General features: G+C 71.5%; 12 protein-coding genes. 2 read left to right on the top strand and 10 right to left on the bottom strand.

The genetic code is table 11. From position 1 onward, the window contains the following. Positions 1–6 precede the first annotated feature (6 nt). Positions 7–477: a GNAT family N-acetyltransferase gene (locus tag JGR64_RS02210; RefSeq protein WP_199374902.1), complete on the top strand. Its 471-nt coding sequence runs from the start codon at positions 7–9 to the stop codon at positions 475–477. A gap of 76 nt (positions 478–553) precedes the next feature. After that, on the top strand, positions 554–1,309 hold the full coding sequence (locus JGR64_RS02205) for a sulfite exporter TauE/SafE family protein (RefSeq protein WP_199374901.1): 756 nt from the start codon (positions 554–556) through the stop codon (positions 1,307–1,309). A gap of 32 nt (positions 1,310–1,341) precedes the next feature. Here the strand turns inward: JGR64_RS02205 and JGR64_RS02200 are convergent, their stop codons facing one another. The 10 genes from JGR64_RS02200 to rpe form a co-directional block, all read right to left on the bottom strand. Further along, the gene (locus JGR64_RS02200) at positions 1,342–2,091 is read right to left on the bottom strand and encodes a haloacid dehalogenase-like hydrolase (protein ID WP_199374900.1); all 750 of its coding nucleotides are present in this window, start codon (positions 2,089–2,091) and stop codon (positions 1,342–1,344) included. After that, positions 2,088–2,906 carry an indole-3-glycerol phosphate synthase TrpC gene (gene trpC / locus JGR64_RS02195; protein WP_199374899.1) on the bottom strand — a complete coding sequence of 273 codons (819 nt, stop codon included), beginning with the start codon at positions 2,904–2,906 and terminating at the stop codon, positions 2,088–2,090. Before trpC ends, JGR64_RS02200 begins: the two co-directional genes overlap by 4 nt. Then, positions 2,903–4,687 (bottom strand): Mur ligase family protein, encoded by a 1,785-nt coding sequence (locus JGR64_RS02190; protein WP_199374898.1) that lies wholly within the window; start codon positions 4,685–4,687, stop codon positions 2,903–2,905. Before JGR64_RS02190 ends, trpC begins: the two co-directional genes overlap by 4 nt. A 20-nt stretch (positions 4,688–4,707) precedes the next feature. After that, on the bottom strand, positions 4,708–7,500 hold the full coding sequence (gene cphA, locus JGR64_RS02185; protein ID WP_199374897.1) for a cyanophycin synthetase: 2,793 nt from the start codon (positions 7,498–7,500) through the stop codon (positions 4,708–4,710). 27 nt (positions 7,501–7,527) lie between these two features. Further along, a complete protein-coding gene (locus JGR64_RS02180) occupies positions 7,528–8,370 on the bottom strand; it encodes a cyanophycinase (RefSeq protein WP_199374896.1) in 843 nt (280 codons plus the stop codon). Positions 8,371–8,496: 126 nt separating this feature from the next. Continuing rightward, positions 8,497–9,537 (bottom strand): anthranilate phosphoribosyltransferase, encoded by a 1,041-nt coding sequence (gene trpD / locus JGR64_RS02175; protein ID WP_199374895.1) that lies wholly within the window; start codon positions 9,535–9,537, stop codon positions 8,497–8,499. 8 nt (positions 9,538–9,545) lie between these two features. After that, positions 9,546–10,127 carry an aminodeoxychorismate/anthranilate synthase component II gene (locus JGR64_RS02170; RefSeq protein ID WP_199374894.1) on the bottom strand — a complete coding sequence of 194 codons (582 nt, stop codon included), beginning with the start codon at positions 10,125–10,127 and terminating at the stop codon, positions 9,546–9,548. Between the two features lie 57 nt (positions 10,128–10,184). Beyond that, positions 10,185–11,657 carry an anthranilate synthase component I gene (gene trpE, locus JGR64_RS02165; protein ID WP_199374893.1) on the bottom strand — a complete coding sequence of 491 codons (1,473 nt, stop codon included), beginning with the start codon at positions 11,655–11,657 and terminating at the stop codon, positions 10,185–10,187. Next, positions 11,654–12,601, bottom strand: coding sequence for a lipid kinase YegS (gene yegS / locus JGR64_RS02160; RefSeq protein WP_199374892.1), 948 nt, complete (start codon positions 12,599–12,601; stop codon positions 11,654–11,656). The genes trpE and yegS overlap by 4 nt, the downstream gene beginning before the upstream one ends. Then, complete coding sequence (gene rpe / locus JGR64_RS02155) at positions 12,601–13,272, bottom strand: ribulose-phosphate 3-epimerase (RefSeq protein WP_199374891.1); 672 nt, start codon at positions 13,270–13,272, stop codon at positions 12,601–12,603. Before rpe ends, yegS begins: the two co-directional genes overlap by 1 nt. Between the last annotated feature and the right edge of the window lie 12 nt (positions 13,273–13,284).

Raw genomic sequence — 13,284 nt, 5'->3', positions numbered from 1 at the left:
CCGCGCGTGCCGGCGCATTTCGAATCCCGCGGCACCCTGCCCGAGGCCGACCTGCGCAGCGCGTCGTCGATCGACGCCGACGACGTCGCCGCCCTGCTCTGCGAGATGGGCTATCCCTGCGACCGCGCGGATGCCGGGCGGCGCATCGCCGCGATCGTCGGCGACGACCGCCAGGCGCTGGTGGTCGCGCGCTGTGGCGGCGTGGTGTGCGGCCTGGTCGCGCTCGACTTCATGTATTACCTGCCGCTGGACACCATCACCTGCCGGATCACCGCACTCGTGGTGACCGCCGGTGCGCAGGGGCGCGGCCTTGGCCGCCAGCTGCTGCGCGAGGCGGAGCGCCGCGCCCGCGCCGCCGGGGCCGCGCGCATCGAGCTGACCAGCGGCTCGCAGCGCAGCGACGCGCACGCCTTCTACCAGGCCTGCGGCTTTGGCGACGGCACGGTGCGCTTCGTCAAGCGGCTCGGCGACGCTTGATCCGCGGCAACACCCGCCCCTGCCCCGCCCGTTATCCTGAGCCCCTGAACCACGCGCCAGGCGCGACGGGAGGTGCATGGACCTGCTAGGCGGCGATTTCGCGATGTTCGTGGCCATCGGCCTGTGCGCACAGCTGATCGATGGCGCACTGGGCATGGCCTACGGGCTGGTGTCGTCGTCGATCCTGCTGGCGATGGGCATGCCGCCGGCGGCGGTGAGCGCCAGCGTGCACACCGCCGAGGTCTTCACCACGGGCGTCTCAGGCGCGGCGCACGGCGCACTGGGCAACGTCGACCGCAAGCTGATGCTGCGGCTGGCGGTGCCGGGCGTGGTGGGCGGGGTGATCGGCGCATATGCGCTCAGCCGCATCGACGGCGATGCCATCAAACCGTGGATCTACGGCTACCTGCTGGTGCTGGCGCTGCTGATCCTGCTGCGCGCGGGCGGGCGCATGGTGCCGCGCAGCCGGGTGAAGCGCGTCGGCGTGCTCGGCTTCTTCGCCGGCCTGCTGGATGCCATCGGCGGCGGTGGCTGGGGGCCGATCGCCACTTCCACGCTGCTCGCCCGCGGCGGCGAGGCGCGGACCAGCATCGGTACCGTCAGCGCATCGGAGTTCATGGTGACCCTGGCGATCTCGGTGACGTTCCTGCTCTCCATCGGGCTGGAACACTGGAAGATCACCCTCGGCCTGCTGATTGGCGGGGTGGTCGCCGCGCCGATCTCGGCGCTCATGGTGCGCCACGTGCGCGAGCGCCTGGTGCTGTTCGCCGTCGGCGGCCTGGTGCTGTCGATCAGCGGCTTCCAGATCTACCGGGCGCTGTTCGGCGCCTGACTCGGCCGGCGCGCCATGCGCGCACGCCTGCTTCAGCCCTGCGCGGTCGCCACCGGATCGCCGGCACGCCCCGGGCAGCCCCAGTTGAGGATCGGCGTGCCGGCCGGAAGTTCGCGGCGGAACAGCGCCACCGCGCCGGGCTTGGGATTGACCACCACCGGCGCGCGCGCCGCGCGCAGCAGCGGCAGGTCCGCGCTGGAGTCGGAGTACGCGATATCGATGCCGCCCCAGCCGCGCTCGCGCAGCATGCGCATCTTCTCCTCGTTGTGGCAGTGGCGCACCGCGACCACCGCGCCCAAGCGCGGACCCGCGAGCGTGCCCACGACCGGCACGTCCTCCTGGGCGACGAACGCGAGGATCGCGCGCGCCAGTTCCGGGGGTGCGCCGGTCGCCACCACGACGCGGTCACCGCGCTCGCGATGCGCCTGGAACACCGCCAGCGCCGTCGGCAGCAGCCTGGCGCGGATGGTGTCGACGTGGCCGGCGACATAGGTGTCGATCAGCGCGTCGAGGTCGCGGCGCCGGTGGAAGCCGACCGTACCGGCCCAGACGAACGCCGAGATGCCGATGCGCCGCGTCGGCAGGAACGCCACCATCGGCGCGAACACCGGCGCCAGCAGCAATGCCAGCGCGGTGCGCCACGCACTGCGGCGGATCAGCCAGGCGAACAGGTGGCTTCCGGAGTCCCCGTCGTACAGCGTGTGGTCGAAATCGAACACCACCAGCGGCGCGTCCGCGCGCGGCACGCCACGAGCCGCGCCGGGGTGGGGACCACTGCTCATGCCGCGAACAGCGCGCGCAGCGCCTCGCCCGGGTCGTCGGCACGCATGAAGGCTTCGCCGACCAGGAACGCCTCGATGCCCGCCGCGCGCAGCCGCGCGACATCCGCCGTGGTCATGATTCCGCTCTCGGACACCAGCCGCCGCCCGGCGGGCACGCTGGCAGCCAGCGCTTCGCTGGTCTCCAGCGACACCTCGAAGCTGCGCAGGTCGCGGTTGTTGACGCCCAGCAGCGGCGCGCGGCCCTCGACCGCCGGCAGCCGCAGCGCGCGTGCGAATTCGTCCGCGTCGTGCACCTCGGCCAGCACGTCCATGCCCAGCGCGAGCGCCTGCGCGCTGAGCGCGGCGAGGCGCGCATCGTCGAGCGCGGCGACGATCAGCAGCACGCAGTCGGCACCGAGCACGCGCGCCTCGTCGACCTGGTAGGCATCGACGATGAAGTCCTTGCGCAGCACCGGCAGGCCGCAGGCGTCGCGCGCCAGCTGCAGGTAGGCATCGGCGCCCTGGAAGAAGTCGATGTCGGTGAGCACCGACAGGCAGGCGGCACCGCCGGCTTCGTAGCTGCGCGCGATCGCGGCGGGATCGAAGTCCGCCCGGATCACGCCCTTCGACGGGCTGGCCTTCTTGACCTCGGCGATCACCGCCGGGCGACCGGACGCGGCGACGCGCTCGATGGCCGCGGCGAAGCCGCGCACCGGCGGCGCATCGGCCAGGCGCGCGGCAAGCGCCTCGCGCGGCACGCGCGCGCTGCGCTCGGCGACTTCCTCCACCTTGCGCGCGAGGATGCGGCGCAGCACGTCGTGGCGGGGTTGGGTCATGGCATGTCGTCCTGTATCGGGGGCAGCGGCTGGCCGGGCCGCCAGCCCTGCGCGTGCAGCGCGTCGAGCAGGCGGACCACGCTGGCACGCGCGGAAAGTTCATGGACCGGCAGTGCGAGCAGGTCGCCGGCACGCGCCCATTCGAGCGGTCGGCGCGCGGCCTCGACCTCGTCGAGACGGGTCTCGATCGCGTCCGCGCCGACGCCCGAAGCAAGCAGCGTGGCACGCATGATACCGGCCACCTCGCCCGCGGCGCGGCCGCGCTCGTAGCCGCCGATGTCCTTCAGCACCACCAGCTCTGGGCGGTAGGCCGCCGCGGTCGCGGCCACCGCGCGCAGGTCGGCGTCTTCGCGGTTGCCGGCGTGGCCGAGGATCAACGCCAGGCGACCGCCACGTTCCCCGGCGCCGATCGCGCGCAGGAAACCGTGCAGGCCGTCGGGGTTGTGCGCGTAGTCCACGAACACGTCGAGCGTGTCGAAGCGCCAGTGCTGCAGGCGCCCGGGATTGTCGCCAGTGCCCGCGCCGAAGCGTGCGAGCGCGCCGGCAATCGTCGCCGGCGGCACGCCCATGGCGGACGCCGCGAGGCTCGCGGCGGCGATGTTGGCGACGTTGTAGGTGGCGCGGCCGCCCAGCGCGAGCGGCATGTCCGCCACCACGCCGAGGTCGTGGTCCTTGCCCTGCCAGTGCAGCTGCAGGCGACCGGCGCGCACGCCGCAGGTCGCCCCGCCGCGGGCGCGATGCGCCACCAGCCATGGCGCTTCCGCATCCAGCGCGAACCAGCCCAGCGAGCGGTCGCTGTCAGCGCCAAGTTCGCGCAGCAGTGCGTCATCGGCGTTGAGCACCAGCAGGCCGTCATCGGCCACCGCGCGTGCCACCGTGAGCTTGACCCGCGCTAGGTCGGCCAGCCCGTGCACGCCGTATTCGCCGAAGTGGTCCTCGCTGACATTGGTGACCACGGCCGCCCGTACGCGCTCCACCGCCAGGCCGCGGCGCAGCAGGCCGCCACGGGCGGTTTCGAGCACCGCGGCCTCGGCGTGGGGCTGGCGCAGCGCGGTGCGCGCGCCGGTCGGGCCGGAGTAGTCGCCGGATTCGAGTTCGACGCCGTCGAAGAACACGCCATCGGTGCAGCTGTGCGCGGTGGGCCAGCCGTGCGCACGCGTCATCGCCGCGACCAGGCGCACGGTCGTGGTCTTGCCGTTGGAGCCGGTGACCAGCGCCGACGGAATGTCGTGCAGCGCCGCCCAGTCGATCGCGTCGGCCGCCGGCAGCGCATGCACCGGCCAGGTGGCTGCGCCACGGCCGGCACCGACGGTGGCCTCGTCGTCGTCGAACAGGAACGGCAGGCCGCGCGCATGGGCGGCGGCGCGCAGCGCGACCAGCGCCGGGTTGGCTTCGGCCGCGGCGACCGCGCGCAGCGTGTGCAGCGCGCTGTCGGCATCGCGACAGGCCGCATGCCCCGGCGCCAGGTACGCGGCACCGGGGTCGCCGCTGGTGGACGCCACGGCGGCCGTCCACGCCCACTCGTTGACCTCGGTGGCGGCATACAGCTGGTCGAACGGAGCCTCGAACGCCAGCGAGGCGCCGCTGGCATGCGGGCGCACCAGCACCGCGCCGACAGGCCAGCCGAGCGCCGCGCGCGCCGCGGCGATGTTGCCGGCCCAGCGCGCGAGCGTCGCGGCGTCCGCCGCGGCACCGGCCGCCGCTTCCAGCGCGGCGCCGGGACCTGCGAAATAGACGTTGCCGCCGGTGAGCCGGCGCGAGTCCTCGAATGCGTCCGCCACGTCAGTACCCGCCGGTCATCTCAGTCGTTCTCTTCGCGCTCGAACACCAGGCCGCGCTCGTCGCGCACCACGCCGTCCATCGCCGCCACCGTGGCCGCGTCGTGCTCGGACTCCGAGAGCGTCGGCGGCTCCGCGCGCACCGGTGCGGGCGGCGCCTCGCCATCGGCGCGGAACTTGGTGATCTGCTTCCAGGTGCGGGTGAGCGCGTCGGCCAGCACCAGCACCAGGTCGCCGGCGCGGCCCATGCGCATCGCGGCGTCCACCGCGGCCTGCTCGTCGGCGATCACGCTGATCGCATCGTCGCCCACGCCGGCGGCGCGCAGCGCGTCGGAGATGATGCGCGGCACCTCGTCGCCGTCGCGGCCGCGCAGGCTGTCGTCGCGGCGCACGATGTAGTGGTCGAACTTCCCGGCGACGCTGCCGGCGATCGCCACCAGGTCCTCGTCGCGGCGGTCGCCCGGCCCGGCGACGACCACGATCCGGCGCCCGGCGACATCCAGCCGCTGCGCCAGCTCGGCCATCATCGCCACCGCGTGCGCGTTGTGCGCGTAGTCCATCACCACCTTGAACGGGTGCCCCTCGAACACGTTCATGCGGCCGGGGGCCTGGAAGAACGTGGAATCGAAGGTGCGCAGGCCCTGGCGGATGGCATCGAGCCTGATGCCCAGCGCATGGGCCATGGCGGCGGCGAACATCGCGTTCTGCACGTTGTGCAGCGCGCGTCCCTCGAGCGTCGCCGGGATCAGGTGCGTCCACATCAACGGCAGGTGCGCGCCCTTGTCGTACAGCGTGATCATCTGGCCGTTGACGCCCGCCTCCAGCGCGCAGGCGCCGCCGCCGGCGCGGATGTGTTCGCGCACCAGCGCGTGCGAAGGGTTCATGGTCACGTAGCAGATGCTGCGCGCATCGGTGTACGCGGACATGCGCAGCACCTGCGGGTCGTCGGCGTTGAGCACCGCGCACTCGCGCGCCACCTCCACCACCACGCGCTTGACCTCGGCGAGCTGCTCCAGCGTGTCGATGCCCTTCAGGCCGAGATGGTCGGCGGCGACGTTGAGCACCGCGCCCACGTCCACGTGGCGCACGCCCATGCCGGCGCGCAGCAGGCCGCCGCGCGCGGTTTCAAGCACCGCCATGTCGATCTGCGGGTCGCGCAGCACCATGCGTGCCGAAGTCGGCCCGGTCATGTCGCCTTCCACCGTGCGCTGGCCGTCGATGTAGACGCCGTCGGTGGTGGTGAGCCCGGGCGTGTAGCCGGCCATCTTGGTGATGTGCGCGAGCATGCGCGCGGTGGTGGTCTTGCCGTTGGTGCCGGTGATGGCCGCGATCGGCACGCGCGTCGATGCGCCGGCGGGGAACAGCATGTCGATCACGCGCCCGGCGGGATCGCGCGGCGTGCCCTCGCTGGGTGCCACGTGCATGCGGAAACCGGGCGCGGCGTTGACCTCGCAGATCGCCCCGCCGATGGTGCGATAGCTCTCGGCGATGTTGGGGGTGATGAAATCCACGCCGCCGACGTCCAGCCCGATCGCGCGCACCGCGCGCTCGGCCATGTCGCGGTTGTCGGGGTGGATGGTGTCGGTGACGTCGGTGGCGGTGCCGCCGGTGGACAGGTTGGCGGTGGCGCGCAGGTACACCACCTCGCCTTCGGCCGGCACCGAATCGGCGGCCATGCCCACGCGCTCCATCATCAGCACCGCGGCATCGTCGAGTTCCAGCCGCGTCAGCACCTTCTCGTGGCCCACGCCGCGGCGCGGGTCCTGGTTCACCACCTCCACCAGCTCGGCGATGGTGCTGCGGCCGTCACCCACCACGTGCCCGGGCGTGCGCCGGGTGGCGGCGACGAGCTCGCCATCGACCACCAGCAGGCGGTGGTCGTCGCCGGGCTGGAAGGTCTCCACGATCACCGAGCGCGCATGCTCGCGCGCGGCGTTGAACGCCTCGCGGATGGCGTCGTCGCCACTTACGTCGATGGTGATGCCGCGACCGTGGTTGCCGTTCCACGGCTTCAGCACCACGGAGCCGCCCAGCCGGTTCGCCGCCTTGATGGCATCGGTCTGGCTGCTGGCCATGACCTGCCGCGGCACCGGCAGGCCGAGTGCGCCAAGGATCTTGTTGGTTTCTTCCTTGTCGCTGGCGAGCTCAACGGCGATGTGCGAGGTGCGCCCGGTGACCGTGGCCTGGATGCGCTGCTGGTACTTGCCGTGGCCGAACTGCACCAGCGACTGCTCGTTGAGGCGCATCCACGGGATGTCGCGCTCCTCGGCGGCGCGCACCAGCGATGCCGTCGACGGGCCCAGCTGGCGTCGCTGCGCGTAGCGGATGAACGCGGTCAGCGCCTCGTCCCATTCCCAGCCATCGGGCACGCTGCCGGGCGTGCGCAGCTCCGCGGGCAACAGCGATTCCAGCAGCTTCAGCGCGAGCTCGCCGGCGGCGATGCCTTCCTCGCGCTGCGCGTACTCGTAGATCACCGCGTACACGCCGGGACGGTCGTCGTCGATGCCGCGGGTCTTGCCGAACGTGACGTCTTCGCCGGCGACGTTCTGCAGTTCGATCGCGACGTGCTCCAGCACGTGGCCGAGCCAGGTGCCCTGGCCTTCGCGCAGCCGGCGGAGGAAGCCTCCGGGCTCGCGGTACGAGCAGCCGTGCTCGGCCAGGCCCGGGAGCGCGGCAACCAGTCCATCGATGAAACCGGCGCCCAGGCGCGCGGTGGGCCACTGCTCCAGCAGGCCCAGGTCGAGCTCGAGGCGGATCACCGGGAAGTGCGCGTAAAGCGATGGACCGACGTAGACGGAACGGTTCAGGACGCGCATGTCATTCCCTTCATGGTGGCGTTTGGATCAATCGTGTGTGTCGGCCAATGTACCGGGCGACGCGCGGCGCGTATGCAGGTTGTAGGTGGCGCCCGCCACCAGGATGTGGACGGTGAGCCCGAGCAGGCACACCGGATCGTCCTGGCCCGCTTCGGCCATCGACGAGAACTGCAGGCCGCTGGCATCGACGACGGTGATCGAGCCGCTGCCCTCGACCTCGAGCGTATTGTCGGGGGCGATGAAGGCGGCGGTGTCCTCGTCCAGGCCGATGCCGATCGCGAACGGGTTGTAGGCCTGCGCCGCCACCAGCCGGCCAAGCCGGTCGCGTTCGCGGAAATGCTGGTCGATGATGAAGCGGTTGGTCAGCCCCAGCCCGGGCGCGAGCCGCACGCTGCTGGCGCGCGGCGACGAACCTTCCTTGCCGAACGCGATCATGTGCTCGCTGAGGATGCTGGCGCCGGCGCTGGTGCCGCCGACATGCACGCCGCTGGCGTTGCGTTCGCGGATCATGCGTGCGGCCGCGGTGCCGCCGAGGATGGTCGACAGGCGGAGCTGGTTGCCGCCGGTGATGAACACCCCGGTGGCCTCCTCCAGCTGGCGCAGGTAGGCATCGCGGCCACCGTCCTCGCGGGACGCGAACGGCACCGAACGCGCGCGCCCGGCCTCGAGCCTGTTGAACAGATCCTCGTAGCGCGGTCCGGTTTCGGCCAGGCGGCTTGCGGTGGGGATGATGGCGATGTCGGCATCGCGGCCGCCGCACAGCTCCACGAAGCGCTTGAGGATCCTGCGCCCGGTTTCCTTGTCCTCGGCCCCGCCGATGGGAACGATCCAGCCACGCTCTTCGCCGTCGGCGACCTTGCTCGGACACATGCAGCAAACACTCCCGGCCGCGCGCTCCCAGCGCAACGGCGAAATTCAATGGATGGCATCACGCGGATGCCACGGAGGCTGGAAAATAGCACGCGTCCGGCCAGGCAGGCCCCGCGCGCGCCGACCTCAGGCCGCGGCGGCCGCGATGGCGGCAGTCGCCGCAACGAATTCACGCAGCTTGGCCAGCGCCGCGCCCGAAGCGATGGTGGCGCGCGCCAGCACCACGCCCTCGGCGATCGATGCGGCCACGCCGGCGACATACAGCGCCGCGCCGGCGTTCAGCGCCACGATGTGGCCGGGCAGCCCGTCGGCGTTGCCGATCGCGTCCAGCACCATGTCACGCGACGCCGCCGCGCCATCGACCCGCAGGTTGCGGCTGGCGGCCATGGCGATGCCGAAGTCCTCGGGATGGATCTCGTACTCGCGCACCTGTCCATCGCGCAGCTCGCCGACCAGGGTGCCCGCACCGAGCGAGATCTCGTCCATGCCGTCGCGGCCCCAGACCACCAGCGCCCGTTCGGCGCCGAGCTCCTGCAGCACGCGCACCTGGATGCCGACAAGATCCGGATGGAACACGCCCATCAGGATGTTGGGGGCGCCGGCCGGATTGGTCAGCGGCCCGAGGATGTTGAACAGCGTGCGCACGCCCATCTCGCGGCGCACCGGCGCCACCACTTTCATTGCAGGGTGGTAGGCCGGCGCATACATGAAGCCGATGCCGGTGCGCGCGATCGACTCCGCCACGCCCGCCGGCGGCAGCTCGATGGTGGCGCCCAGCGCCTCGAACGCATCGGCGCTGCCCGAGGTGGACGACACGCTGCGCCCGCCGTGCTTGGCGACCTTGCCGCCGGCCGCCGCGATCACGAAGCTCGACGCGGTGGAGATGTTGAAGGTGTTGGCGCCGTCGCCGCCTGTGCCGACGATGTCGACCAGGTGGCGGCGGTCGGCCACGTCCACCTGCAGCGCCAGCCCGCGCATCGCGCGCGCCGCGCCGGTGATCTCGCCCACCGTTTCCTTCTTCACCCGCAGGCCGACGATGATCGCCGCGGTCATCAGCGGCGACACTTCGCCACGCATCACCTGGCGCATGAGGTCGACCATCTCGTCCTCGAAGATCTCGCGGTGTTCGATGGTGCGCTGCAGGGCTTCGTGGGGGGTGATGGACATCGCGTGCTTCAAACCTGTTCGAGGAAGTTGCGCAACAGCGCATGGCCGTGCTGGCTGAGGATGGACTCCGGATGGAACTGCACGCCCTGCACCGGATGCTCGCGGTGGCGCAGGCCCATGATTTCCTCGCGGCCGCCGTCGGCGTCGTCGGTCCAGGCGGTGACTTCCAGGCAGTCCGGGAGACTGCCCTGCTCGACCACCAGTGAATGATAGCGGGTGGCCTCGTAGCCATCCGGCAGGCCGCTGAAAACGCCGGCTCCGGTGTGGCGGATCGGCGAAGTCTTGCCGTGCATGATCCGCTTGGCGCGCACCACGCGCCCGCCATACGCCTGGCCGATGGCCTGGTGGCCCAGGCACACGCCGAGGATCGGGATGCGCGGGCCGAGCTGCTCGATCACCGCCAGGCAGATGCCGGCTTCGTTCGGCGTGCACGGCCCCGGCGACAGCACGATGTGCTCCGGCGCCATGCGTGCGATGTCATCCACGGTGAGCGCATCGTTGCGCTCCACGCGCACCTCGGCGCCGAGCACCTGCAGGTACTGCACGAGGTTGAAGGTGAAGCTGTCGTAGTTGTCGATCATCAGCAGCATGGCTGCATCCGTGCCGGCGGATCGATCATTTTCACCCAAACCGCGCGTTCGCGCCGGCTACAGCCCGCCCGCCGCCTGCGCCACCGCGCGGAACAGCGCGCGCCCCTTGTTCATCGTCTCCTCCCACTCCTTCACCGGGTCGGAGTCGTAGACGATGCCGGCGCCGGCCTGCACGTGCAGGCGGCCCCCCTGGATCACCGCGGTGCGGATGGCGATCGCGGTGTCGGCATCACCGTGCCAGCCGATGTAGCCGATGCTGCCCGCGTACACGTTGCGCTTGACCGGCTCGAGCTCGCGGATGATCTCCAGCGCGCGGATCTTGGGCGCGCCGCTGACCGTGCCGGCCGGGAACGTGGCGCGCAGCACGTCGGTATACGACAGCCCTTCGCGCAGGCGCCCGGTGACCTCGCTGACGATGTGCATGACATGGCTGTAGCGCTCGATCACGAAACGCTCGCCCATCTCCACCGTGCCCGGGCGCGCGACCTGGCCGACATCGTTGCGGCCGAGGTCGATCAGCATCAGGTGCTCGGCGCGCTCCTTGGGGTCCGCCAGGAGCTCGGCCTCGAGCGCGGCGTCTTCCTCGGCCGTGGCTCCGCGCGGGCGGGTGCCGGCGATCGGGCGCACGGTGACCAGGTCGCCCTGCTGGCGCACGAGGATCTCCGGCGAGCTGCCCACCACCTGGGTGCCACCAACGTCTAGGAAGTACATGTACGGCGACGGGTTCAACGCACGCAGCGCGCGGTAGACATCCACCGGGCGCGCGTGGAAAGGCACCGACAGCCGCTGCGACAGCACCACCTGGAACACGTCGCCGGCGGCGATGTACTCCTGGCAGCGCTTCACCGCATCGATGAAGCCGTCGCGGGTGAACCCGGAGACGAAGTCCGCTTCGTCGAGCGCCGCCGGCTGCAGCATCTCGGGGTACGCCGCGCCGCCGCTGCGCAGGCGATGCACCAGCGCATCGAGCCGACGGTTGGCGCGTGCCAGCGCCTGCGGCTCGCGCGGGTCGGCGTGCACCACCAGGTACAGGCGGCCCTTGAGGTTGTCGAACACCGCGAGGTCGTCCGACTCCATCAGCAGGATGTCGGGCGTGCCGAGCTCGTCCGGTTTGTCGGCACCATCGAGGCGCTGCTCGACATAGCCGATGCACTCGAAGCCGAACCAGCCCACCAGGCCACCGGTGAACCCCGGTAGCCCGGCGATGCGCGGCACAGAGTGCGCGGCGCGCAGGCGTTCGACCTCGGCGAAGGGATCGGCGACCTCACGCGTCTCCACCACCTCGCCGTGCTCGCGCACGCTGAGCACGTGGCCATGGAACGCGTACACGCGCGTCGCCGGCAGGCCGATGATCGAGTAGCGGCCAAAGCGCTCGCCGCCTTCCACCGACTCGAACAGATAGGTGTTGGGGCCATCGGCCAGCTTCAGGTACACCGACAGCGGCGTGTCCAGGTCCGACAGCACCTCGCGCAGCACCGGGATGCGGGTGTGGCCGGCGTCGGCGTGGCGCTGGAATTCTTCGGGGGTCATGGCGTGCCCGTACCGTTCGCGGAGAGCAGGGCGCAGCCGGCCGGCAGGTGCATGCGCAGGCGCCCGGCGACGCATTCGATGCGGAAGTGCGTGGCCGTGACGGGCTCGCCATCCAGGTTGAGCGTGAGCGGCGCGTCAGATGCCACGTCCACCCAAGGCAGGCGCGTGCGCACCGCGACGCGATCGAGCGCGGCATGCTTGCCGTCGGCCAGCAGCGTGGCCATCGTCGCGCCCACTTCGCCTTCGAGCGTGGGCACGATCGTAAGTTCGAGCAGGCCATCGTCGACCAGCGCGTCGGGGCACAGCGCCTGCCCGCCACCGGCCTGCGGACCATTGCCGATGCCGAGCGCGATGAAGTCACCGTGCCATTCGAAATCCGGGCCGTTGAAGCGCGCGGTGACCGGCTCGATCCGGCCCAGCCTGGCCATGCCCGTGACCACGTACGCCAGGCCACCGAGCAGCTTCTTCATGCCCTCGCTGGTCTCCACGGTGACGTCGGTGCCGAATCCGCCGCTGGCCATGTTCGCCGCCCAGTGCACCTCGCCGTCCGCGCTGATGCGCAACAGGTCGACGACCGCAGGTGGCTGCTCCAGCACCAGCGCCATCGCGTCGAACGGCGTGTCCGGAATGCCGGCCGCGCTCGCGAAGTCGTTGGCGGTGCCCATCGGCACCAGGGCGACCGACGGCAGGGCGTCGGCGGCGTCGGCGCGGTTCGCAAGCGCCGCCGCGACTTCGCTCAGCGTGCCGTCGCCACCGGCCGCGATGATCGTCGCCACGCCGTCGCTGATGGCTTCGGACACATGGCGCTCCGCATCACCTGCCTCCCACGTCACCCGCACGTCGAGCGCAACGCCGCGGTCGCGGATCGCGGTCACCGCATCGCGCAGCGCGTCGTCGCCGGCCGACTTGCCGTTGAGCACCAGCCTCCAGCACGGCGCGACCATCAGGTCCCCGCGGCGGCGTGCGCGCGCATGCGCGCGATGACCTCGGCGTAGTCGGGCTGGCTGAAGATCGCCGAGCCGGCGACGAAGGTGTCGGCACCGGCGGCGGCGATGGCGCCGATGTTGTCCGGCTTCACGCCACCGTCGATCTCGAGGCGGATGTCACGGCCGCTGGCATCGATGCGCTTGCGCACCGCGCGCAGCTTGTCGAGCGCGGACGGAATGAAGGCCTGGCCGCCAAACCCCGGATTGACCGACATCAGCAGCACCAGGTCGAGCTCGTCCAGCACGTAGTCGAGCACTTCGATCGGCGTGGCCGGGTTCAGCACCAGGCCCGGCTTGCAGCCGGCGGCGCGGATCAGCTGGACGGTGCGGTGCACGTGCGAGCTCGCCTCCGGGTGGAAGCTGATCAGCGTGGCGCCTGCCTCGGCGAAGTCGCCGACGATGCGGTCCACCGGCGACACCATCAGGTGCACGTCGATCGGCGCGGTGACGCCATGCTTGCGCAGCGCCGAACACACCAGCGGGCCGATGGTGAGGTTGGGCACGTAATGGTTGTCCATCACGTCGAAGTGCACCCAGTCCGCGCCGGCGGCGAGCACGTTGTCGACCTCCTCGCCGAGGCGGGCGAAGTCCGCCGAAAGGATCGATGGGGCGATGACGGTCGGTTGCATGGCGTATCCGGA

It is taken from the genome of Luteimonas sp. MC1572 (assembly GCF_016615815.1).
Classification (GTDB): Bacteria; Pseudomonadota; Gammaproteobacteria; order Xanthomonadales; family Xanthomonadaceae; genus Luteimonas.
This window is presented reverse-complemented; position numbering and strand designations above follow the sequence as displayed.

Coding starts and splice junctions, on each gene's coding strand:
- JGR64_RS02205 (WP_199374901.1), top strand. CDS start 554: ATGGACCTGCTAGGCGGCGATTTCGCGATGTTCGTGGCCATCGGCCTG.
- JGR64_RS02200 (WP_199374900.1), bottom strand. CDS start 2,091: ATGAGCAGTGGTCCCCACCCCGGCGCGGCTCGTGGCGTGCCGCGCGCG.
- trpC (WP_199374899.1), bottom strand. CDS start 2,906: ATGACCCAACCCCGCCACGACGTGCTGCGCCGCATCCTCGCGCGCAAG.
- cphA (WP_199374897.1), bottom strand. CDS start 7,500: ATGCGCGTCCTGAACCGTTCCGTCTACGTCGGTCCATCGCTTTACGCG.
- JGR64_RS02180 (WP_199374896.1), bottom strand. CDS start 8,370: ATGTGTCCGAGCAAGGTCGCCGACGGCGAAGAGCGTGGCTGGATCGTT.
- trpD (WP_199374895.1), bottom strand. CDS start 9,537: ATGTCCATCACCCCCCACGAAGCCCTGCAGCGCACCATCGAACACCGC.
- JGR64_RS02170 (WP_199374894.1), bottom strand. CDS start 10,127: ATGCTGCTGATGATCGACAACTACGACAGCTTCACCTTCAACCTCGTG.
- trpE (WP_199374893.1), bottom strand. CDS start 11,657: ATGACCCCCGAAGAATTCCAGCGCCACGCCGACGCCGGCCACACCCGC.
- yegS (WP_199374892.1), bottom strand. CDS start 12,601: ATGGTCGCGCCGTGCTGGAGGCTGGTGCTCAACGGCAAGTCGGCCGGC.
- rpe (WP_199374891.1), bottom strand. CDS start 13,272: ATGCAACCGACCGTCATCGCCCCATCGATCCTTTCGGCGGACTTCGCC.